Below are 21,977 nucleotides of genomic sequence, written 5' to 3'. Positions count from 1 at the left end.
ACGGTAAAATTTTGTAGCTCAGTCCTTGAACTGCGCCTTATCCAGACCGTGTTTACGCATTTTGTCGTACAGGGTTTTCCGGGCGATACCGAGCTGCACCATGGTGTCCTTGATACTGCCGTGGCAGGCATTCAGGGCACTGATAATAGCCGAACGCTCGAACCCGTCCATCATCTCGGCGAGGGTCTGCCGGCCTGACACATTGGCGGTAGCCGCGGGCTCGTTCTCATCCAGTGCGGCCGCCCCCAGCAATACATAGCGTTCCGCCAGATTCCTCAGTTCCCGGACGTTGCCGGGCCATGTGTGCTGCATCAGGCGAGCCGCCTGGCCGGCATCCAGAGGAATACTCTCCCGGTCATACCGGGCGGCGGCGATCAGTACGAAGTGGTGAAACAATGTCGGAATATCGTCCTTGCGCTCCCGCAAGGGCGGAATATCCACCTTCACAACATTCAGGCGATAATAAAGATCGGACCGGAAGTCACCTTCCTCACTGAGCGTCTTCAGGTCCGCCTTGGTGGCCGCGATGATACGCACATCCACCTCCTGTACCTGATTGCTGCCCAGGCGCTCCACCCGCTGTTCTTCCAGTACACGCAACAGTTTCACCTGCAGCGGCATGGGCATGCTCTCCACCTCATCCAGGAACAGGGTGCCCTTGTGGGCATGCTCGATTTTACCGATGCGGCGTTTGTCGGCGCCGGTAAAGGCACCGGCCTCGTGGCCGAACAGCTCGCTCTCGATCAGGTTTTCCGGAACCGCGCCACAATTGATGGCGACAAAGTTGTGGGCGCTGCGGGCACTGTTCTCGTGAATATACCGGGCCAGCGCATCCTTGCCGGAGCCGGTTTCGCCGTGCAGCAGGATATTGGCGGAGATATCCAGGATTGGGTCGATGGTTGCCATCACTTTCCGCATTGACGGCGAATCCCCCAGAATCCGGGGTCCCGGCCTCGCCAGATGGCGTAACTGCGCCTTCAGTCGCCGGTTCTCAAGGGCCAGATGGCGTTTTTCCAGAGCGTGCCGCAGGAGCTCAATCAGCTCGTCGTGATCAAAGGGTTTTTCGATAAAATCATAGGCACCCTGCTGCATGGCCGTTACGGCGGTACTGATGTCCCCCTGGCCGGTCAGGATGATCACCGGGATAGTCTCATCCACAGTCCGGATCCGCGCCAGCATCTCCAGGCCGTTCATCTCCGGCATGTTGTAATCACACAAGACAACGCCGTCATAGTCGGCATCGATCTGCCCGAGCGCGGACGGCGCACCTTCATAACAGCTGACCGGCAGGTCTTCCAGTGTCAGAGTCTGGGCAATGGCCTGACGGATATGGGGGTCATCGTCCACAAAGATTACCGAGGGTTCTGTCATTCCGTCGCCTCCCGCTTCCTGAGGGTTAACACAAATTCGGCACCCGGGCCGTCCATACGGTTCCGTCCTGTAAGGGTGCCACCGAGGGCGTCGACAATCTGGCGTGAAATTGACAACCCCAGGCCCAGCCCCTGTTTCACCGATTTGGTGGTGAAAAACGGCTCAAAGATCTGCTCGGTATTGCCCTTAAGGCCGGGACCGTTATCCCGAACCAGGCATTTCCAGCAATCTTCGGCTTCCTCAATATCAATCCCCACCTGCGGATGCCGCGATTCCTCCACCGCCTGCACCGCATTGGCCATCAGGTTCACCATCACTTGCTCAATGCGAATCAGGTCACCGTGGCACATCACCGGGTGGTCCGGCCGGTTCCACCGGATGTCGATATCGGCACTGGATTTCTGAGCCAGGATGATCTTGAGGGACGCATCAACAGACTGTCGCAAGTCTACCACCGCCGGCGGCCCTTCGGATTTGCGGGCAAACACCTTGAACTGCCGCGTCAGCTCCGCCATCTTGTCACACAGCGCGATAATCTCCGACAGGTTGGCGTCGACCATGTCTTCCACGCCTTTCTCAAGGAAACGGCGGCTGTTTCTGGCGTAAGTCTGTATCGCAGTCAGTGGCTGGTTCATTTCATGGTTCAGGCCCGCCGACATCTGCCCCAGAACGGCCAGCTTGGCGGCCTGGATCAGTTCCTGCTGGGTTTCCCGGAGTTCGTTCTGGGTACGCTCACGCTCGCGGATTTCTTCCAGTAGCTTGCAGTTAGAGCTCTCCAGATCGGCGGTTCGTTCGGCCACCCTCCTCTCCAGCTGCTCTCCCCTCAAGGCCAGTTCAGCCTCCCGGCGATAACGCTCCCGGAGATAGAGCCAGGTCAGCAAGCCTCCGAAAAACAAGGCCGCACCGCCAACAAGAAATGCCAGCCGGGTCCAGATAACGGAGCGGGTGCTCACCATTACCTGCAGTGTCCAGTCCAGCCTGGGCAGATCGGTACGGACACTCAGATAATCCCCGCCAGCATCACTCCCAACCAGATGGATTTTTTCAGACCGGTCAGACACACCCCAGGGACGCCCGAGCCGCTTCATGTTGATGGGCGTCAGGTCCCGGTCCGGATAGCGTTGGTAGGATTCAGCCGCCGGCGTTGTGCCGGTATAGGGTTCGAAGTCCCGGTAAAGCCATCGTGGCTTACTGGCCAGGAAGCTGATGCCGTCCCGGTCCAGCACCACCATTTCCGCCTCACTCAGCGACGCAGGGCGGTGCCACTGGGACTCCAGCTCGTGAACAAGGACCTTGACGGCAATAACGCCCAGCACCGAGCCCTGGCTATCCAGAACGGGGTGCGAAAAATACAGGCCACGCACATTGGACATCAGCCCCAAAGCAAAATAGATGGCCGAATCCCGGGTTGCCAAAGCCTCTGAAAAGTATGGGCGAAAAGCGTAGTTGCTACCCACGAAGCTGTCTTCCTGCTGATAGTTGTTGGCAGCAATGGTCAGGCCGTTCACATCCATCAGATAGACATCAGAGCTGCCCACGATCGTGGCCATCCGCTGCATCTCTTCGTTGGCTTGCAGAATGACCCCCGGGTCGTCCGGAGTTCTCAGGGCTTTCTCGAGCAGGGGATGCTCGGCCATGAGCTCAGGGATGGGGAGATACCGGTTCAGTTCGTTGGCGACAAGCTGACGGTAACGAAACGATTCCTCAAGGCTTTCCTGTTCCACCTGCCGATAGCCGGCCCAGCCTCCGAGTGTCCAGGACACCAGAAGGGTCAGGCCAAAAATAAGGAAAACGCCAATCCGGTAGGACATAAACCCGGTTCCCGAGAAAACCGCTAGCGTAGCGCCCGGAACCAGGCAGGACAACCGTGCGCCGGCACGATTACCCTGCCCTGCACCGGCTCAGACTGCCAAAGGCGCCACACGTTGCCTGCGCTGGCGCTGAACCAGGAACGAGATTACCGCCAGGGCGACACCCGCCATATCCGTCCACAGGCCGCCTTCGATCATCAGCAGCGCCGCGGCAATCAGCATGATACGGACCACCCAGGCAGCACTGACCTTGCCGAACCAGCCCAGTACGCCACCAGACAACAGGTACACACCAAAGGTTGCGGTCACCAGGGCGCGGGCGATAACAAGCCAGTCCCCATCCATCAACAGTGCACTGTTGTAGAAGAACATGAACGGGACGATAAACGCCGCAATGCCAATCCGGAACGAAGCCACCGACGTTTCCATGGCGTTGGCTCCGGAAATACCGGCCGCCGCGTAGGAGGCCAGCGCAACCGGCGGGGTAATGGCAGAGACCACGGCAAAGTAGAACACAAAGAAGTGTGCTGTCAGCGGCTCAATACCCAGTTGAACCAGGCCCGGCGCCACCACCGACGCAGCCACCGCATAGGCCGCTGTCGTGGGCATTCCCATGCCCAGCAGGATGGAAATGAACATGGCAAATATCAGTGCCAGCAGTTGGCTGGCTTCGGCCACATCCAGCAACAATACCGAGAACCGAGCTCCGACACCGGTGAGAGAAATCACACCCACAATGATACCGGCAGCCGCACAGACCACGATGATCTGGATGGACATCATCGAGGCAATATCCAGGGCCCGAAGGATGGCACGGAGCCCCATCTTGTTCGGGGAGAACCAGCTCACCACCGCCGCCGAGACGGTCGCCAGGGTGCCGGCACGAATCACCGAATAGCCCTCAAAGAGGGCATAGATCAGAATAATGATGGGAATGAACAGGTACACCTGCCTGATCAGCTTGCGAAGCTTCGGCAGCTCGTCCTCACGCATGCCACGCATGCCCAGTTTCGCCGCCTCGAAATCCACCATGAAGTAGACCGATGCAAAATACAGCACCGCAGGAATGATCGCCGCAACAGCGATTTCGGTATAAGGAATACCGGTGATTTCCGCCATGATGAAGGCGCCCGCCCCCATAATCGGCGGCATTATCTGTCCACCTGTAGATGCCGCAGCCTCAACCGCGCCAGCGGATTTCTTGGAGTAACCCACCTTTTTCATCAGCGGGATGGTCAGCGAACCGGTGGAAACCACGTTACCGGCACTGGTGCCATTGATCATACCCATCAGACCAGAGGCAAAGATGGCCACCTTCGCGGGGCCGCCGCGGGAGCGGCCGGCTGCCGCGAAGGCGAAGTTAACGAAGTAATCGCCGACCTTCGACGCCTGAAGGAAAGCGGCAAAGATGATGAACAGAATGATGTAGGTGGAGGACACCGCCGTGGTGGGCCCCAAAATTCCGGCATCGGTATACACCTGACTGAAAAAGCGCTGCACGGACAACCCCGGAAAACCCAGGAAGCCAGGCAGATAAGGACCGGCAAAAACATAAACCAGGAACACCAGACTAATTACCACCAGCGCCAGCCCGGCGACCCGGCGGGTCAGTTCCATGATCAGGGCGGTGCCGGCAACGGCGGCGAAGGAAATGCCCACCGGCGCAAACGAGGTGCCAGTGGTCATACGCATGCTTGTGTTGTAAACCACCAGTAGATAGGCAGCGACGGCAATCGAGCACACAATCAGCACCAGATCGGGCATGCTGAACCGCGAGCGCTCACGCTGATGGAACCAGCCCAGAACAATACCAAGAGCGGTGGCCGCCAGCAGAGGCCAGCCAAAATGCCAGGTTTCCAGCTCGGGCGGAATCCGTATGGTGCCGTTGGCTACCATCTGGCTGAAGGAAAACGTCTGGTAAAGCGCATAAAGGGCAGGCAACAGGGCAACGCCACCAAACCAGGTGGTCCACTTATGGCGCGCGCCACCCTCTTCACGGGATAGAAACCGGGCACCGGCATACAGTATAAAGCCGAGTACCAGCGCACCCGCCACGTGAACGATGCGGTAACTCCAGGTTTCCATCGGGGCAATGTTCAGGGAATAGAGATGGAATGACGAATAGCTGATCGTCAGCACGGTAACAAATTTCAGCAACCAGCCTTCAAACAGGCGACGATTGGCCTCAACCGGCTCCTCGTCAACATCGTGGGCAAGAATATGGTCGTCGTCCGGCAGCGCCGGGGTCGGATCCTTGGGGGAGTGTTCGGTGGTCATGATAAACCCTGCCTACAGGAAAAACTGGGCCAGCATTAAGCCGGCCGGCCGACGGGGGCCAGCATCGGCCCCCTGACACATAACGATAGTTACTTGATCTGGCTTTCAGGAATCTCGTAACCGTTTTCGTTGAACCAGCGAGCCGCACCCGGATGCCAGGGCAGAACGGTGTTCTTGGTATAGTTTTTCGGGATGGACGTCTTTGCCGCCTTGTGGATGGAAACCATCTTGTCGTTGTTCTCCATGGTCAGCTTGGTAATTTCATACACCAGGCTTTCCGGAACGTCGCAGTTGGCGATGGCAAAGTTCCACATGGATACCACACGAGAGTCTTTTTCCAGGGATTGGTAAGTGCTCGCCGGAATGACAAACTCGGAGACCGGGAAGTTATCGGTGATCTTCTTGGCTTCCGCGTCGGTCATGCCGATGATGTTCACGTCGGTCTGAACTTCCAGTTGGCTGACAGCCGGGATGGGGATACCCGCGGCAAAAGCCACCACGTCAATCAGACCATCCTGGAGCTGCCCACCCAGATCAGACCAGCTGCCATTACGGCGCTCGAAATTCACACCCAGGGTTTCCATCATGCGCGGGAAATAGGTATCCGAAGTGGAGCCGGCAGGGCCAAAGCCGATCGTGGCGCCATCAGGAATATCAGAAATGGAGGTAATGCCCGAGCTGGACAGGGCGGTAACAGAGAACGGGGTCTGGTACATCGGGAAGATGGCGCAGACGTTGTCCATCTGTAAACCCGGAGCCAGAGGGCTGTTGCCTTCCATGGATTCCCGGGCCGGACCCATGGTGGTCAGACCAAACTGCAGATCACCGGTGTGCACCAGCGCCATGTTCTGCATCGGGCCGCCAGTAATCTCGGCGCCGCCGGAAATCCCAAGGTTCTCAGCCACAAAGTTGGCCCAACCGGAACCATAGGCGAAATAGGTTCCGCCCTGACTTGCCGTACCCACGGTAAAGTTGTCCGGCCAGCCTTCACGATCCTGAGCAGCAACCGGATTAGCCACGACCAGGGTAGACGCGAACGCTGCCGCCATAACGATTTGGGTTTTCATAAAGAATGCTCCCCGTTTCATTTTGTTTGTTTGTTTGTTTGGGTTCTCGACGTCGCCTCAACCGGGCGGCGTTGGCACATCTGAAGGCAAGGACCAGACCAGGTATGAAACTACCTTATAAAACAGTGCATTCCTGCAATCATCTGAACATCCAAGGTAAGAGAATGGGTGGATCTCCACCCATTCAAATAAGGCAATGGGTGAATACCTACAACTTTGGCCAGACAAAAGTAGAGTTCGTTAGTTTGATATCAACACTCGCTTCTATATATTGAGGATGGCGATATCCACGAGTTCTTCAGGGATTCGGCCCTCCCTTCCCAGGCGCACGTTCACGAAATATTGCAGGTACTGGCACAAAGCAACGGATTATAGATGATATTGTTGATTCAGGCTGGACGCTCACCGTCATCGCAGCTTTGCTACAACAGTCCGGCAGCGGTGTTGTTTACCCGGTTGCACTGGCTTCTTCTTCGGTAAAAGACTCATGAATCTATCCCATACCGCACAGGCCACCTTATTGCTGACCAGCTTCTTTTCCAAAGCCGGGTCGGAACAGGCGCGGCCGCTGACCAACAAGGAGTGGGGTCGGTTTGCGCTCTGGCTGAGAGACCACAACAGCACCCCCGCCGATTTGCTTAAGTCCGACCCGCTAGCCCTGTTGAAGAGCTGGCATGATGCCAAAATCACCCATGACCGGATTGTCAGTTTGCTCAACCGCGGGCACAGCCTGGCGTTGGCGGTCGAGAAGTGGCAACGAGCTGGCCTTTGGGTGGTTACCCGCTCAGACAAAGAATACCCCGTGCGTCTGAAACAAAGGCTCAAAACCGACTCACCTCCAGTGCTGTTCGGCTGTGGTAACAAAGCGCTTCTCAATAGCGGCGGCCTTGCGGTTGTCGGTTCCCGCAGTGCCAATGAAGAGGATCTACAGTTTACCCAGCGGGTCGGTGCCAAGGCTGCCTCAGAGGGTATCGCCATTGTGTCTGGCGGTGCTCGCGGCGTGGATGAAACCGCAATGCTTGGAGCTATCGACCAGAGCGGCCCGGTGATTGGTGTCATGGCAGACAGCCTGCTGAAGGCAGCCACCAGCGCAAAATGGCGTAAAGGCTTGATGGACGGCAATCTTGTTCTGGTTTCCCCATTCTATCCGGAAGCAGGTTTCAGCGCCGGCAACGCCATGGCAAGAAACAAATACATTTATTGCCTGGCCGACAGTTCTCTAGTGGTTCACTCCGGTAAAAAAGGCGGCACCCTCAACGGCGCTCAGGAAAACCTGAAACACGGTTGGGTGCCGCTCTGGGTAAAACCGACTGATGACGATGACCCTGCCGCCGCCAATGCGGACCTGGTAAATCAGGGCGGGTATTGGTGTGAAGGCAACCTGGACAAGCTTTCCGTCAGAGACGTGCTGGAGAGCAGCAGCGTTAATGGCCAGCAAATCAATGAAAGCAATGATCTGTTTGCTGAACAGCAGCAGCCGCCTTTGTTTGCCGCCAGAGAAGATGCTGAAAATTTTTCGGTCAACAAAGCAGAATCGTCTCTAAGCGTGGAGCCTGCAGACTTCTACCAGCTTTTCCTGAGGGAACTGGGCCGCCTGGCCGAAGAACCGGTTACAGCGGAAACCCTTACGGAAAACACGGGGCTGCACAAGACCCAGGTCAATGAGTGGCTGAAGCGCGCGGTTGATGAGGGTCAGGCCAGGAAGCTGAGTCGCCCGGTACGCTATAAATTCATTAAGGCCGAGTAGTTAAGGATGCCGTTGTTACAGCCATGACTGAAGAAACCCTGGTTCAGGAAGTAACAGCCGATTATCTGTTGAATGAACTCCAATGGAATGAATCCGTCATGGGCATGCATGAGCGCCTGGGTAAGGAAGGCGACCTTGGCCGTACCTCTGAACGTGAGGTGGTGCTAACCCGCTATCTGGGGGAAAAGCTGGTCGAACTTAACCCCGGATTGCCGCAGGTGGCCTATCAGGAAGCCCTGCGAATCGTGACCGAGATCCCGGCAACAGCCAACATTCTGGCGGTAAACCGGGGGAAATACGCCCTGCAAAAGAACGGCGTTGAGGTGAGCTTTCTGAACGACAAAGGTGAACGGGTAAAGAAACGGCTGAGACTGTTCGACTTCAACGACTACACCAACAACCACTTTCTGCTGGTGCGCGAGTTCTGGGTAAAGGGTGATATTTACCGCCGCAGGGCGGACCTGGTCGGGTTTGTGAACGGCATTCCCCTGCTATTCATGGAAGTAAAAAACGTCCACAAAGACATCCGTGCGGCCTATGAGCAAAATCTGGCCGATTACAAAGACACGGTGCCCCATCTGTTTTACCACAACGCTTTTATCGTTCTGGGCAACGGCATTGATGCAAGGGTTGGCTCGGTTTCAAGCAAATTCGAGCACTTCAACGACTGGAAGCGCCTGAAAGAAGATGATGCCGGTGTCGTTGATATGGAAACCCTGCTGAAGGGCACCTGCACCCGACACAATCTGATGGACATTTTCGAGAACTTTACCCTGTTCGACCAAAGTTCAGGCCGGCTGGTAAAGATTGTCGCCCGGAACCATCAGTACCTTGGGGTAACCCGAGCCATCGAAGCGGTAAAACACCGGCAGGAACGTTCGGGAAAACTGGGTGTGTTCTGGCACACGCAGGGGTCCGGCAAGTCCTACTCCATTGTGTTCTTCGCCCAGATGGTTCACCGGAAACTCGGCGGCAACTACACCTTCGTGGTGCTGACCGACCGGGAAGATCTCGACACTCAGATCTACAAAACCTTTGCTGGGTGTGGTTTGGTCGACAACGACAGAGACCCCTGCCGAGCCGAAAACGGGAAGGACCTGAAAGCGCTGATCGGGCAACAAAAAGCCTTCATGTTCACGTTGATCCAGAAGTTTAACCAGAAGGTGGACCCGGAGAACCCCTACTCCGGCCGCGATGACATTATCGTGGTGACCGATGAAGCACACCGGACCCAGTACGGCATCCTGTCCCTGAATATGCGGAACGCCCTTCCCAATGCCAGCTTCATCGGTTTCACCGGCACACCGTTGTTCAAGGACGACGAGATCACCAAGAAAGTCTTTGGTGACTATATCTCCACCTATGATTTCCAGCGGGCGGTGGAAGATAAAGCTACAGTGCCTCTGTATTACGATGCCCGGGGTGAGGAATTGCTGTTCACGGACGACGACGGCAACCGGCACAGCGTGGCAGACCCGAAAGGCCTGAATGAGAAGATTGCAGAAAAACTGGATGAGCTCGAGATTGACGATCTGGACGTTCAGCAGCGCCTGGAACGGGAGCTCAAACGGGACTACCACATCATCACCGCCAGCAGCCGGCTTGATCAGATTGCCAGGGATTTTGTAACGCATTACGCCAATGGCTGGGAAACCGGCAAAGCCATGTTCGTGTGCATCGACAAGATAACCTGCGTGCGGATGCACAAACTCATTGTTTTCTACTGGCAGGAAGAAATCCGAGCCAAAGAAAAGTCATTGAAAGAAGCAACGGACGAACAGGATCTGGCCTGGCGCGAACGCCAGTTGGCATGGATGAAAGAAACTCTGATTGCGGTTGTGGTCTCCGAGGAACAGGGAGAAGTTGCCAAGTTCGAGAAATGGGGGCTCGACATCAAACCCCATCGTCAGTTGATGAAAACCGGCTTTGCCCTGGATGACGGCTCGCGGCTTGGTATGGAGGAGGCATTCAAGTCACCGGAGCACCCGTTCCGCGTGGCCATTGTCTGCGCCATGTGGCTGACAGGCTTTGACGTGCCTACTCTAGCAACGTTGTATCTGGACAAGCCATTAAAAGCCCACACCCTGATGCAAGCCATTGCCCGCGCAAACCGCGTTGCCGAGGGCAAGAATAACGGCTTGATTGTTGATTACTGCGGCATCCTGAAAAACCTGCGTAACGCACTGGCCACCTTCGCCGGCACTGGAGATGAAGGCCATGATGGCAAGCAGGACGAGCAGGAACCGGCAAAACCTAATGCGGAACTTCTGGAGAGCCTGAACGAATCCATCAGTTTTGTCGTCGAGTTCTTCCGCCAGCGGGGCTTTGAGCTTGACCGGATTGTGACAGAAACGGGATTCGGGAAGAACGCCACCATCGCCGAGGCCAAGGAAGTCATCAACCAGAACGACGAAACCCGCAAACGGTTCGAAGTGTTGGCCCGGCAAGTGTTCAACAAGTTCAAAGCCTGCATTAACGTGCCCGGCATCAACACCTACCGGGATACCCGTGATGCCATCAACGTTCTTTATAAGAGCCTGCAGGCTGACAAGGAAAAAGCCGATATTTCAGAGGTAATGAAAGACCTTTATGGGATAGTTGATGCCCATATTGGCACCCGGGAGGACGTGACCAAGTCCGATAACGAAGAGAAGCGGTTATATGATATCAGTCAGATCGACTTTGAGCGTTTGCGCCAGGAATTCGCCCGCTCCACCCAGAAAAATACAACAGTGCAATCTTTAAAACATGCTGTTGAGAAGAAGCTGGCGCGACTGATGATGCAAAATCCCCTGCGGACGAATTATCAGCGGCATTACGAAGAGCTAGTGAAAGAGTACAACCAGGAGAAAGACCAGGTTGTCATCGAAAATACCTTCGAAGCTCTATTGAAACTGGACAGAGAACTGTCAGAGGAAGAAAAGCGGGCCGTACGCGAGGGTTTGGATGAGGAGTCTTTGGCTCTGTTTGATCTGTTGAGCAAGCCGGATCTGCCAAAGAAGGATATTTCCAGAATCAAGAAAGTAGCGGCGTCGTTACTCGATACCCTGAAATCAGAAAGATTAAAGATTGCCAACTGGCGGCAAAAAGAATCGACCCGCGATGCCGTCAAACAACAAATTTTTGATTTTCTCTACGATGATAGAACCGGACTTCCTGTCGATGACTACGAAGATGAAGAGATTTCAGTGCTTACCGAAAAAGTGTTTCTCCATGTTTATCGGGCTTACCCTTCCGTACCCTCACCTATCTACAATTAAGTAACGATTACCACCGCCCCTGCAGTGTCGCCACAATCCGGCGGCCATCGGCCCGGTCCCGGTGCTCGCACAGGTAAACCCCTGCCAGGTACCCAGGGCAAGGCGGCCATGGTTTACAGGCAGCATCAGGGACGGGCCGATGAGGATGCTCTTGATGTGGGCCGGCATATCGTCCGGCCCCTCCATCACATGCTCATAGTATGGCGCATTCTCCGGCACCATCACGTTGAAGTGGCGCTCCAGGTCGCCCCGTACATCCGGATCGGCGTTCTCGTTCACCGCCAGGGACGCGGAGGTGTGCTGGATAAACAGATGCAGCAGCCCAACTTCACAGTTGGTGAGCTCCGGCGCCTGGGCAATGATCTCATTGGTTACCAGGTGAAACCCGCGAGGTAGCGGTGCCAGTTCAATGAAGGTCTGATCCCAGATCATAGCGAACCTCGTGATTATCTCTGTCGGTCGTCCCAGGGATGAACGGGAATCACATCGTCGCCCACATCTCCCTCGTAGCTACTGCGGAAATAATCCATGGCCTTTTCCGCCTCACTGAGTTCATCGAACCGGGCAATGTGGTAGATGGCCTCGCCTTCGTTCACCAGCGGCAGGTTATTGACGCAGATAACGATGCCGGAACAGGGCGAGAGCACGGCGGTTTCGGACTCTCCGAACGGGTCCGCCACCATGGCCAGTTTCTGGCCTTTGCGTACCTTCTGGCCCAGGCTTGCCACCGGGCGCATGATACCGTCTGTGTCCGTTCGCACCCATTGGGAGTTGGCCGCGGTTTCCGAGCGCTTTCTCGGCGCCTTCGGGCCCTTCTTGGCGGGAATCATTTCCAGTTCCCGCATCACCCGGATCACACCTTTTACGCCGCTTGAAATCACCACATCGTCGAACCGCAGGGCTTCACCACCTTCGAAGGTGACCACCGGAATATCCTGGGAATCGGCGTAGGCACGGAGGCTGCCGTCCCGCAAGCCGGCGTTGATAATGATCGGTGCGCCAAAGGCCTCCGCCATGCGGGTGGTCTCCGGGTTTTTCAGTTCCGCCCGGATCTGCGGCAGGTTGAACCGATGGATGGCACCGGTATGGAGGTCAATGATGTGAGTAACCTTTTCCATGATCTGCGTGCGCAGCAAATACGCAATACGACCACCCAGGGAACCGGTTTCACTGCCGGGGAAACACCGGTTCAGGTCTCTCCTGTCCGGCAGGTAACGGGTGCGTTGCACGAACCCGAAAATATTGACGATGGGCACCGCCACCAGGGTGCCTCGCAGATGCCGCAGGGCGGAATTGGTCAGCACGCGGCGGACAATCTCCACACCGTTGATTTCGTCCCCGTGAATGGCACCACACACCATCAGAACGGGCCCACCCCGGCGACCATGTACCACTTCCACCGGAATATGCAGCGGCGTGTGGGTGTAGAGTTTGGCCACCGGCACTTCAACGGTCTGCCGGGTGCCGGCCTTGATCTGGGTACCGGCAATTTCAAAAGGCGCACGGGCCATGTTCTAGCCTCTCCCCTTGGTCCGGGTTTTCCAGGGTTGCTGGTTCTTCTCGGTCCAACTGATGATCATACCCGCCACATTTTTGCCTGTGGCATTCTCAATGCCTTCAAGGCCGGGGGATGAATTCACTTCCATCACCAATGGACCACGACTGGAACGCAGCAGATCGACACCGGCCACATTCAGGCCCATGGACTTCGCCGCGGTAATGGCTGTCCGGCGTTCTTCCGGCGTTATCCGCACCAGAGAGGCACTGCCTCCCCGATGCAGGTTGGACCGGAACTCCCCCTCCGCGCCCTGTCGCTTCATGGCGGCTATTACCTTGTCACCAATCACAAAACACCGGATATCGGCACCACCGGCTTCCTTGATGAACTCCTGCACCAGAATGTCGGCCTTCAGCCCCATAAAGGCTTCGATAACGCTTTCCGCCGCCTTCCGGGTTTCTGCCAGAACCACGCCAATGCCCTGGGTTCCCTGCAGCAGCTTGATGACCACCGGCGCGCCCCCCACCATTTTCAGGAGCTCCGGTACGTTGTCGGGTTTGTTGGCAAAACCGGTCACCGGCATCCCGACACCTTTGCGGGCCAGTAACTGCAGCGAGCGCAACTTATCCCGGGAACGGGTGATGGCAACGGATTCGTTGACCGGAAATACCCCCATCATCTCGAACTGGCGCAATACCGCCGTGCCGTAGAAGGTAACCGATGCACCGATCCGGGGGACCACCACATCGAAATCCTCGAGCACTTCTTCGTGGTAGTGGATCTGCGGCTTGGCTGAGGTGATATTCATGGAACAGTGAAGGCAGTCAATAACCTTTACTTCATGGCCACGGTTAATGCCTTCCTCAACCAGGCGGCGGGTCGAGTAGAGGTGGCGGTTTCGCGACAATACTGCAATTTTCATTTTTCAGTCCTTAGGGGCCGGCTCACCGGCAAGATAGGAAGCTTCGGGATAGATCTCTGAGCGCCCGGCCATGGCGGTCCGGCCCAGCAGCATCCGGAACCGCATGGAATCACGGTTGGTCAATGTCATTTCAATAGGCCAGCTCTGACTACCGACAACCAGCGTGGTTTCAATCACCAGGCGCATCTCCTTGTGCCCTCCCGAATCAGAGACATTTCGTTCATCCAGGACTCTGGCATCGCACGCCACAACATGGTGCAGATCGTTCTGTACTGGGTGCACCCAGAAGCGCACCCGCCGCTCACCGTTTTCGGTGTATGGCTCGGTGCGGAATGTATGAAGGCAGGACGTTCGGGCACCGGTATCAATCTTCGCCTTGATACGGCCGATATCCAGGTCCGGTAAAGCCACCCACTCTCGCCAGCCGAGGCTGACCTTATTCTCGGCGGGTGTCGCGGCAACGGTTTTGATGACTTCAGCGGTCTTTCTCGGCATCCAGGAGATCCTTTTCTGTGTTTTTTTCCGGCCCCAACAGCTGAACACGGAAGGGCTCCGAATGGCTACCCGCATAAACGCTGGTATGGGGGAACGGAATTTCAATGCCTTCACGGTCCAGCGCTTTCTTGATCGCCACCATCATGCCACTCCGGCCTTCGAGCACCTTTTCCTTTGGAACCCAGAAGGAAAACTGCAGATCCACGGAAGACGGACCAAACGCCGTCACGAGCGTAAAAGGCTTGGGCTCCTCAAGGCAGTGCGGGTCTTTCTCAGCCAGCGCCAAAAGCAGTGCCTCCACTCGCTCCACATCTTCAGCGTAGGCAATCCCGACGGTCAGGTCGAGCCGACGGATCGGGAACCGGGAACGGTTGACCACCCGGGTCTTGATCAGGGTTTCGTTGGGAATACGCACATACAGGTTGTCCGGGGTGCGCAGTTTCACGCTGAGCATATCGATACCAATGACTTCACCCAAGGTGGCATCCACTTCAATAAAATCACCAATTTCAAAGGGCTTCTCAACCAGCAGAAACAGACCGCTGATCATGTTGGACGCAGAGGTCTGTGACGCAAAACCGATGGCCACGGTGAGTATACCGGCGGCGCCCAGCACTACATCCAGAGAGAAACCGGCTTCCCTCAGCGCCGCGATACTGAACACGACAACGATGACGTAAAACACCAGCCGCCGCACCATCACGGTGTGGTGGCGGGAGGACCGCTGCGCCATAAATCTGGAAACGCTTCGGGCGGCCAGCGAGGCGAGAAAGAGCCCGAGCACCAACAAAAAGGCGGAACTGAGCCACTGGCCCCAGGCGATGTCGGTGAACACTTTCAAAACGCCTGTTTCAATTGCCTCTAGCAAAGCATCAACTCCGTCAGATCCGTTTTAACCAAACACCCGATCGAAAGCCCGCACCAGGCGACCACGGGTCAGTTTTTCCCTGGCGTCCGCCACGGGCCGGCAGGTTCCCGCAGCTGCCAACACTGACTCATCGACATGCAGACTGGCGGAATTCATATCCGTCTCCACCTCCACCATTACCCCGGGCGTCCAGAGCTGCCCACGCTCGTTCCGATGCAGCGAAAGCAACGGGGTGGGCAGACTGAAGCGTTCGAGCAATAGAGGTTCGGAGCGCCGGTTGATCAGGGTAACCGGAGTCACCGCCCGCCAGGGTCGTTTGGGGACAGCTTCCAGCACGAGCCGCGCGAAACTCGTTGAGGAATAACAGAGCTCTCCCTCCATGGTGTTCTTCCCCACCCAGGTCAGGGAGGGAAGTGCGAGGGGGATTTCCGTTAACAGGGATTGGTTTTCACCCACACAAACCTTCATCCAGACAGGCGTCCCCACATAAATCGTGCAGCGCCCGCCCGCTGGAATCGTAAGGGGCTGGTAGGGACGTATCACGGTAGGCCGGTTGGCGACGGCCGGCACAAACGTGACCGTCGACGACTCATCCTCCCGGATAAACCGTTGCACGGGGACCGTAGCTGCCGGCAGGGTGTGACCAATGGTTTCCGTCCAGCTGGCGGGATCGGCATCCAGCTCCAGCGCTTCAGAACGGATCTGCCATTCCAGGTCCAGCAAGGTAACCCACAAACGAATGTGGCCCAGCTGGTGATACTGGGTCTGCCCGGAGGCCAGAGAGTATGGCTGGGCCCAGACGCCGTCCCGGCGGCCTTCAGTGTTATTCTCCATTCCCGGCACAAAACTCCCTGAAACGCTGCAGCCTGAAGTGCAGGCGAAATCGTAGGCAAAGGTGACTTTACTATAATCCAATCCGCCACCCCGGGCGAATATCCAAGTCAGTGATTTTATTGAAACACCGGGCTGTAATTACCCCTACACCAATTCCTCAGACGACTATGGACTACGGATGACACAACTGGTCTGGTTCAGAAACGATCTCCGGGTTGCCGACAACCCGGCTCTCACGGCGGCCTGCAAGGGCGCCGAACACGTGCGCGCCTGCTTTATTCTCACCCCGGGCCAGTGGCAGGAACACAACTGGTCACCGGCTCGCGTGCAGTTTGTGATAGCCCACACCAATGCCCTCTCCGGGGAACTGGCCAGACTGGGCATACCGCTCGCCTTTATCCAGGCCGAACGCTTTGAAGACAGCATCCGTAAACTGGAAAGCCACTGCGCTGAACACGGCATTAAAACGCTGCACTTTAACGAAGAGTACGGCGTTAACGAGCGCAAGCGGGACAAGGCCATCAAGCACCGCTTTGATGACCTGAACATCCGCGTGTGCAAATACCGTGACCAGACCGTTGCACCGGTGGGCGAGATCCTCACCCAGCAGAACGAGCCCTACTCGGTGTTTACCCCCTTCTCAAGGCGCTGGCGCAGCTGGATCGACGAAACCCACCCAGGTTTGTTCCCGGCTCCGAAAGCCCGGGGCAATTCAGTGCAGCCTGAAAAAATCGACACCATTCCGGAAGCGTTCCGGAACGCGCCGAAGCCACTGGTGCCAACCGGCGAAGACGCCGCCCACGACCAGCTCGAACGGTTTCTGCAGGAACGCGGCGGCAACTACAAAGCCGAACGGGACTTCCCCGCCATCGAAGGAACCAGCCAGCTCTCCCCTTACCTGGCAAACGGCGTGCTTTCGGGCCGCCAATGCCTGCTGGCCGCAAAACAGGCCCAGGGCATGGGCGGCAACCAGGAAGGCCTGGTTACCTGGATCAACGAAATCGCCTGGCGGGATTTCTACATCAACATCCTGTACCACTACCCCCGGATCAGCATGCACCGCGCCTTCAAACCGGAAACCGAAGCCCTGGCCTGGAATCACCCCGGCGGCAACTTCGACGCCTGGAAAACCGGCAACACCGGCGTGCCTATCGTCGACGCCGCCATGCGCCAGCTCAACCACACCGGCTGGATGCACAACCGCCTGCGCATGATCACCGCCATGTACCTCACCAAAAACCTGTTCATCGACTGGCGCCTGGGCGAGGCCTACTTCATGTCCCGGCTGGCAGACGGATTCCTGGCCTCCAACAACGGCGGCTGGCAATGGAGCGCCTCCACCGGCACCGACGCCGCGCCCTACTTCCGCATCTTCAACCCGGTCACCCAAAGCGAACGCTTCGACCCCAACGGCGAATTCATCCGCCAATGGATTCCTGAACTGGCCAAACTGGACAACAAACGGATTCATGATCCGGGCGCGAAAAGTGGTGTTATTCCGAAAGGGTATCCGAGGCAGATCGTTGATCTGAAAGAAAGCAGGAAAGAAGCAATCGCCAGGTTTCAGGCACTGAAGAACTAAAAAAACAACGAGGCGGACCGCCGCAGAGTGCAGAGCTATGACGCAGGGTCGGGGACGGCCTTCCCAAAACTGTGCGGAGCCATGGATGGCGGAGCCCAAGCGTCACAGGGACGTGCCGCAAGGAGCGTGTTTTGGGAAGGCCGTCCCCGACCCTGCAGCCCGAGAGTTGGACTGCCAGCTCAACTCACAGAGCTACTCCGAGCAAACAGGGCAGGAAGGATCCCGAACCAGCTTCATTTCCCGCCACTGCATCTCCCAGGCATCCAGAATCAACAGCCGGCCAACCAGAGGCGTACCCACACCAGATATCACCTTGATGGCTTCCATGGCCTGGGCTGAACCGATCATCCCCACCAATGGCGCAATCACCCCTGCCTCCGAACAGGTCAGATCCTCATTGCCCTGCTCCGGATACAGGCAGTGATAACAGGGACTGCTCTGCTGACGGCTGTCAAACACCGAAAGCTGCCCTTCACCGCGAATGGCCGCACCCGAAATCAGAGGCACCTTCGCCGCCACACAGGCCCGATTGAGAGCAAAACGGGTGCTGAAGTTATCGCTGCAGTCCACCACCAGGCTCGTTTCCTCAACCTGCCTGGCCAGCTCCTCGCCCTCCAGGCGCTGATTCAGGGCAGTCACCGACACCAGCGGATTGATCCGGCGAATACGGCCAGCCAGGCTTTCCGCCTTGGATTCGCCCAGCTGGTTCTGCTCAAAACCGATCTGGCGCTGGAGATTGGCCAGCTCGATGTTGTCGTCATCCACCAGGCTGAGCTGCCCCACACCGGCTGCGCCCAGGTAGAGGCCAACCGGGCACCCCAGGCCGCCTGCGCCGACCACCAGCACCCGGGCGGATTTCAGCCTTTCCTGGCCGGCAATATCGAACCGCGGCATCAGGATTTGCCGGCTGTAGCGCAATAGTTCGTCGTCACTGAGCATCTGCATCTCCGTTGTTGGAAGCGGAGCCGTTCGCCCCGGCAGCCGAACGCCATTTTCCCAGGGTCATCCGGTCCCGGCGGCCATAGTCCTGCAGGCCTCGCACCTCGGCGAAGCCCCGATCACGGAACAGCGCCGCCACCGGCCCGGCCTGATCAAAACCATGCTCCACCAACAACCAGCCACCTTCAACCAGCCAGTCCGGCGACTGTGTCACAATCAACCGGAGATCATCCAGACCATCAGTACCAGAAACCAGAGCCGAGGCCGGCTCGAAACGCACATCGCCTTCACCCAGATGAGGGTCGCTGCCCGGTATATAGGGTGGATTGGAGACAATCAGGTCAAAACGGGCGGGCTCCAGCTGCGAGAACCAGGAACTGTTAACCACCGAAACCGGCAAAGCCAGCAATCTGCTATTTTCCCGTGCCAGCTCCACCGCCTCGTCCACCTCATCGCACGCCGTTATCCGCCAGCCCGGGTGTTCACTGGCCAGAGCCAATGCAATGGCGCCCGTACCGGTACCAAGATCCAGAACCCGGGCCTGTTCCGGTAACGGTAAACCCAGGGCGGTCTCCACCAGGCATTCGGTATCCGGCCGGGGAATCAGGGTGGAAGCACTTACTTTCAGTGGCAGCGACCAGAACTCCTGGTGTCCCAGCAGGTAGGCCACCGGCGTGCCGGCAACGCGCTCTGCCACCAGCGCTTCGAATGTCTCAGCTTGTGATTCAGTGACTTCGCGCTCCGGCCAGGCCCGGAAGCTGGTCCGGCCAAGCCCGGTGATGTGGCTTAACAGCAGCTCGGCATCCAGCCTTGGAGAATCACTGTTGATGCGATCAGCAGCCTGATTTATAAGTGCTTCACAGGTCAGTGAGGGTTTACTGGTCATCGGCGAGGGAGGCGAGCAGTTCCGCCTGGTGCTCCTGCTGCAACGGCACAATCACCGCATCCAGATCACCGGCAATCACTTCATCGAGTTTGTAGAGCGTCAGATTAATCCGGTGGTCCGTTACCCGGCCCTGAGGGAAGTTGTAGGTACGGATACGCTCTGAGCGGTCCCCGCTGCCAACAAGGCTTTTGCGGGTTTCAGCCATGGTCTTTTGCTGTCGCTCAGTCTCCGCATTCTGCAGCCGGGATGCCAGCAGACTCATGGCCTTGGCCCGGTTTTTGTGCTGCGAACGCTCTTCCTGGCACTCCACCACAATGCCGGTGGGCAGGTGGGTTATCCGGATGGCAGAGTCGGTCTTGTTCACGTGCTGACCACCCGCGCCTGACGAGCGGAAGGTGTCCACCCGCAGATCCGTTTTGTTGATCTGGATGGCCTCGGCCTCATCGGCCTCTGGCATTACCGCCACCGTGCAGGCCGAGGTATGGATACGGCCCTGTGATTCCGTTTCCGGCACCCGCTGCACCCGGTGAGCACCGGACTCAAACTTGAGGGCACCGTAGACTCCGTCGCCGGCGACCCGGGCAATCAGTTCCTTGTACCCGCCGTGCTCGCCCTCACTCTCGTTCAGCACTTCAACCTGCCAGCGGCGACGCTCGGCATAGCGCAGATACATTTTAAACAGATCCCCGGCAAAAATGGCCGCCTCATCTCCGCCGGTGCCAGCGCGGATCTCAAGGAACACGTTCTTTCCGTCATTGGGGTCTTTCGGCAACATCAGGCGCTGGAGTTCCTCGTCCAGCTCCTGGTTTTTCTGCTGCGCGAGTTTCAGCTCTTCCTCGGCCATCTCCCGCATGTCTGCGTCGCCATCTTTCGCCAGCTCTCTGGCAGCCTCGATATCATCGAGCGACTCTTGCCAGGCCTGGAAGCAATGAACAACAGGCTCAATCTCGGCAAACTCCCGGGAAAGCTCCCGGAATTTGTCCTGCTGCGAGATGGTGGAGGAATCGCTGAGCAACGCGCTGACTTCCTCGAAACGTTCTGTAAGCTGCTCGAGGCGGGACTGGATCGATGGCTTCATAGTTTTTCCGGGGTAGTCGTCGCGTCCGCGTCCAGTGCATCCAGCTGGTGCAACTCACGCAGCCACTCTGTCACCTCGGTCCGACCTTCTGTCGTGGCCTTGCGAACCTGAACAGAAGGTTCATGCAGGAGTTTGTTGGTAAGCCCCCGTGCCATGCTGCGCAGCACGGTCTCGGGGTCTGTTCCGTTGCGCAGGGCGCGCAGGGCTTTTTCGGTCTCGGCATCGCGCAGTATTTCAGCGCGCTGACGGAACTGCTTGAGGGTAGACACCGCATCCAGTGCCCTCAGCTGGTTCAGAAAATCCTGAACCCCTGCAGCCACCAGATTCTCCGCTTCCCGGGCAGCGCCCTCACGGGAACGGATGTTTTCTTCGATGACCTGGCGCAGGTCATCGACGGTATACAAATAGACGTCTGCCAGCGAGGCCACTTCCGGTTCGATATCCCGGGGCACCGCAATATCCACCATGAAATAGGGACGGTGCTTGCGCTTCTTCAGGGCACGCTCAACAGCGCCCTTGCCAAGGATCGGCAGCGGACTCGCGGTGGAAGAAATAATAATGTCAACATCGGCCAGGTGGTCCGGAATTTCGGAGAGGACAATCCCCTTGCCGCCACGGGATTCAGCCAGCGCCTGCGCCCGCTCCAAGGTACGGTTGGCCACCAGGAAATCTTTCACTCCGGCATCCGCAAGGTGGCGGGCCACCAGCTCAATGGTCTTGCCGGCGCCAATCAGCAACGCCTTGTTGTGGGACATGTCCGCAAAGATATGGTGAGCCATGCTCACGGCCGCATAGGCCACAGAAACGGGGTTCTCGCCAATGGCCGTCTGGGTACGCACGCGCTTTGCCACAGAAAAGGTGTGCTCGAACAACCGGGAGAGGAAGGAACCACTGGCGCCGTTCTCCCGGGCCAGGGAGTAGGCATCCTTGAGCTGCCCGAGAATCTGCGGCTCGCCCAGCACCATGGAGTCAAGGCCGGCCGCCACACGCATCATATGCCGTACCGCGTCGCCGTCACGATGCACATACAGCACTTCTTCAAGCTCGGCGGCGTCCAGATCATGAAACCCGGCCAGCCAGCGAAGTACCATGGGGGCGCAATCGTCATCACCAGCCAGGTAAAGTTCGGTGCGGTTGCAGGTGGAAAGGATGGCCGCCTCGCTGGCACCGGAGGTCGCCCGGAGTTCCGCAAACGCCTCCGCCATGCGCTCGGGCGTAAACGCCACCCGCTCCCGCAATTCAACAGGGGCCGTGCGATGATTGATTCCCAGCGTTACCAGTGCCATTTCGTGGTTGTACAACCTTTTTGCCGATGAGCGGTGAAATACGCGCAATTACCAGC

At 57.5% G+C, this 21,977-nt stretch carries 16 protein-coding genes and 1 pseudogene; 3 read left to right on the top strand and 14 right to left on the bottom strand.

The window, feature by feature from the left end; genetic code table 11:
- Positions 1 to 18 precede the first annotated feature (18 nt).
- The 4 genes from AC13C0_RS15580 to AC13C0_RS15565 all read right to left on the bottom strand — a co-directional run bounded on the left by AC13C0_RS15580 (position 19) and on the right by AC13C0_RS15565 (position 6,526).
- A complete protein-coding gene (locus AC13C0_RS15580; RefSeq protein WP_117619758.1) occupies positions 19 to 1,371 on the bottom strand; it encodes a sigma-54-dependent transcriptional regulator in 1,353 nt (450 codons plus the stop codon).
- Positions 1,368 to 3,182, bottom strand: coding sequence for a sensor histidine kinase (locus AC13C0_RS15575; RefSeq protein WP_482954662.1), 1,815 nt, complete (start codon positions 3,180 to 3,182; stop codon positions 1,368 to 1,370). Before AC13C0_RS15575 ends, AC13C0_RS15580 begins: the two co-directional genes overlap by 4 nt.
- Before the next feature lie 90 nt (positions 3,183 to 3,272).
- On the bottom strand, positions 3,273 to 5,459 hold the full coding sequence (locus AC13C0_RS15570; RefSeq protein ID WP_482954661.1) for a TRAP transporter permease: 2,187 nt from the start codon (positions 5,457 to 5,459) through the stop codon (positions 3,273 to 3,275).
- An 89-nt stretch (positions 5,460 to 5,548) separates the two neighbouring features.
- Positions 5,549 to 6,526 carry a TAXI family TRAP transporter solute-binding subunit gene (locus AC13C0_RS15565; RefSeq protein WP_117619755.1) on the bottom strand — a complete coding sequence of 326 codons (978 nt, stop codon included), beginning with the start codon at positions 6,524 to 6,526 and terminating at the stop codon, positions 5,549 to 5,551.
- Positions 6,527 to 7,013: 487 nt separating this feature from the next.
- On the opposite strand from AC13C0_RS15565, the gene AC13C0_RS15560 reads away from it, so the two are divergent.
- Positions 7,014 to 8,273: a DNA-processing protein DprA gene (locus AC13C0_RS15560; protein ID WP_341581420.1), complete on the top strand. Its 1,260-nt coding sequence runs from the start codon at positions 7,014 to 7,016 to the stop codon at positions 8,271 to 8,273.
- Between the two features lie 23 nt (positions 8,274 to 8,296).
- Positions 8,297 to 11,533 (top strand): type I restriction endonuclease subunit R, encoded by a 3,237-nt coding sequence (locus AC13C0_RS15555; RefSeq protein ID WP_341581419.1) that lies wholly within the window; start codon positions 8,297 to 8,299, stop codon positions 11,531 to 11,533.
- A 7-nt stretch (positions 11,534 to 11,540) separates the two neighbouring features.
- Here AC13C0_RS15555 and AC13C0_RS15550 read toward each other — a convergent pair.
- The 6 genes and pseudogenes from AC13C0_RS15550 to AC13C0_RS15525 all read right to left on the bottom strand — a co-directional run bounded on the left by AC13C0_RS15550 (position 11,541) and on the right by AC13C0_RS15525 (position 16,150).
- Positions 11,541 to 11,965, bottom strand: a pseudogene (locus AC13C0_RS15550) (secondary thiamine-phosphate synthase enzyme YjbQ).
- A 14-nt stretch (positions 11,966 to 11,979) separates the two neighbouring features.
- Positions 11,980 to 13,044, bottom strand: a complete 1,065-nt coding sequence (locus AC13C0_RS15545) for a succinylglutamate desuccinylase/aspartoacylase family protein (RefSeq protein WP_117619748.1) — start codon at positions 13,042 to 13,044, stop codon at positions 11,980 to 11,982.
- Between the two features lie 3 nt (positions 13,045 to 13,047).
- Entirely contained in the window at positions 13,048 to 13,953 is a 906-nt protein-coding gene (rimK, locus tag AC13C0_RS15540) for a 30S ribosomal protein S6--L-glutamate ligase (protein WP_117619747.1), read from the bottom strand.
- 3 nt (positions 13,954 to 13,956) lie between these two features.
- Positions 13,957 to 14,448, bottom strand: a complete 492-nt coding sequence (locus AC13C0_RS15535) for an ATP-dependent zinc protease family protein (RefSeq protein WP_482954660.1) — start codon at positions 14,446 to 14,448, stop codon at positions 13,957 to 13,959.
- The gene (locus AC13C0_RS15530; protein ID WP_482954659.1) at positions 14,429 to 15,316 is read right to left on the bottom strand and encodes a mechanosensitive ion channel family protein; all 888 of its coding nucleotides are present in this window, start codon (positions 15,314 to 15,316) and stop codon (positions 14,429 to 14,431) included. The genes AC13C0_RS15535 and AC13C0_RS15530 overlap by 20 nt, the downstream gene beginning before the upstream one ends.
- A gap of 24 nt (positions 15,317 to 15,340) precedes the next feature.
- Positions 15,341 to 16,150 carry a hypothetical protein gene (locus AC13C0_RS15525; protein WP_117619745.1) on the bottom strand — a complete coding sequence of 270 codons (810 nt, stop codon included), beginning with the start codon at positions 16,148 to 16,150 and terminating at the stop codon, positions 15,341 to 15,343.
- A gap of 178 nt (positions 16,151 to 16,328) precedes the next feature.
- Here AC13C0_RS15525 and phrB point away from each other — a divergent pair, with 178 nt between their 5' ends.
- Entirely contained in the window at positions 16,329 to 17,732 is a 1,404-nt protein-coding gene (phrB, locus tag AC13C0_RS15520; protein WP_117619744.1) for a deoxyribodipyrimidine photo-lyase, read from the top strand.
- Between the two features lie 192 nt (positions 17,733 to 17,924).
- On the opposite strand, the gene AC13C0_RS15515 is transcribed toward phrB, so the two are convergent.
- Genes AC13C0_RS15515 through hemA form a run of 4 tightly spaced genes read right to left on the bottom strand, consistent with a single transcriptional unit; the run spans position 17,925 to position 21,921 of the window.
- Positions 17,925 to 18,671, bottom strand: coding sequence for a molybdopterin-synthase adenylyltransferase MoeB (locus tag AC13C0_RS15515; RefSeq protein WP_117619743.1), 747 nt, complete (start codon positions 18,669 to 18,671; stop codon positions 17,925 to 17,927).
- Complete coding sequence (prmC, locus tag AC13C0_RS15510) at positions 18,661 to 19,557, bottom strand: peptide chain release factor N(5)-glutamine methyltransferase (protein WP_117619742.1); 897 nt, start codon at positions 19,555 to 19,557, stop codon at positions 18,661 to 18,663. The genes AC13C0_RS15515 and prmC overlap by 11 nt, the downstream gene beginning before the upstream one ends.
- Positions 19,547 to 20,635, bottom strand: coding sequence for a peptide chain release factor 1 (prfA, locus tag AC13C0_RS15505; RefSeq protein ID WP_117619741.1), 1,089 nt, complete (start codon positions 20,633 to 20,635; stop codon positions 19,547 to 19,549). Before prfA ends, prmC begins: the two co-directional genes overlap by 11 nt.
- Positions 20,632 to 21,921: a glutamyl-tRNA reductase gene (hemA, locus tag AC13C0_RS15500; protein ID WP_117619740.1), complete on the bottom strand. Its 1,290-nt coding sequence runs from the start codon at positions 21,919 to 21,921 to the stop codon at positions 20,632 to 20,634. The genes prfA and hemA overlap by 4 nt, the downstream gene beginning before the upstream one ends.
- Positions 21,922 to 21,977 lie beyond the last annotated feature (56 nt).

This window comes from Marinobacter sp. B-21 (assembly GCF_056857895.1).
The sequence above is the reverse complement of the archived record's forward strand: the minus strand, read 5'-3'. Positions and strand labels throughout refer to the sequence as shown.

Excerpts from the sequence above, each read along its gene's own strand:
- AC13C0_RS15545 (WP_117619748.1), bottom strand. The coding sequence starts at position 13,044 with ATGGCCCGTGCGCCTTTTGAAATTGCCGGTACCCAGATCAAGGCCGGC.
- phrB (WP_117619744.1), top strand. The coding sequence starts at position 16,329 with ATGACACAACTGGTCTGGTTCAGAAACGATCTCCGGGTTGCCGACAAC.
- AC13C0_RS15535 (WP_482954660.1), bottom strand. The coding sequence starts at position 14,448 with ATGCCGAGAAAGACCGCTGAAGTCATCAAAACCGTTGCCGCGACACCC.
- AC13C0_RS15565 (WP_117619755.1), bottom strand. The coding sequence starts at position 6,526 with ATGAAAACCCAAATCGTTATGGCGGCAGCGTTCGCGTCTACCCTGGTC.
- prfA (WP_117619741.1), bottom strand. The coding sequence starts at position 20,635 with ATGAAGCCATCGATCCAGTCCCGCCTCGAGCAGCTTACAGAACGTTTC.
- AC13C0_RS15575 (WP_482954662.1), bottom strand. The coding sequence starts at position 3,182 with ATGTCCTACCGGATTGGCGTTTTCCTTATTTTTGGCCTGACCCTTCTG.
- AC13C0_RS15570 (WP_482954661.1), bottom strand. The coding sequence starts at position 5,459 with ATGACCACCGAACACTCCCCCAAGGATCCGACCCCGGCGCTGCCGGAC.
- AC13C0_RS15525 (WP_117619745.1), bottom strand. The coding sequence starts at position 16,150 with ATGGAGAATAACACTGAAGGCCGCCGGGACGGCGTCTGGGCCCAGCCA.
- AC13C0_RS15515 (WP_117619743.1), bottom strand. The coding sequence starts at position 18,671 with ATGCTCAGTGACGACGAACTATTGCGCTACAGCCGGCAAATCCTGATG.
- hemA (WP_117619740.1), bottom strand. The coding sequence starts at position 21,921 with ATGGCACTGGTAACGCTGGGAATCAATCATCGCACGGCCCCTGTTGAA.
- AC13C0_RS15555 (WP_341581419.1), top strand. The coding sequence starts at position 8,297 with ATGACTGAAGAAACCCTGGTTCAGGAAGTAACAGCCGATTATCTGTTG.
- rimK (WP_117619747.1), bottom strand. The coding sequence starts at position 13,953 with ATGAAAATTGCAGTATTGTCGCGAAACCGCCACCTCTACTCGACCCGC.
- prmC (WP_117619742.1), bottom strand. The coding sequence starts at position 19,557 with ATGACCAGTAAACCCTCACTGACCTGTGAAGCACTTATAAATCAGGCT.
- AC13C0_RS15580 (WP_117619758.1), bottom strand. The coding sequence starts at position 1,371 with ATGACAGAACCCTCGGTAATCTTTGTGGACGATGACCCCCATATCCGT.
- AC13C0_RS15560 (WP_341581420.1), top strand. The coding sequence starts at position 7,014 with ATGAATCTATCCCATACCGCACAGGCCACCTTATTGCTGACCAGCTTC.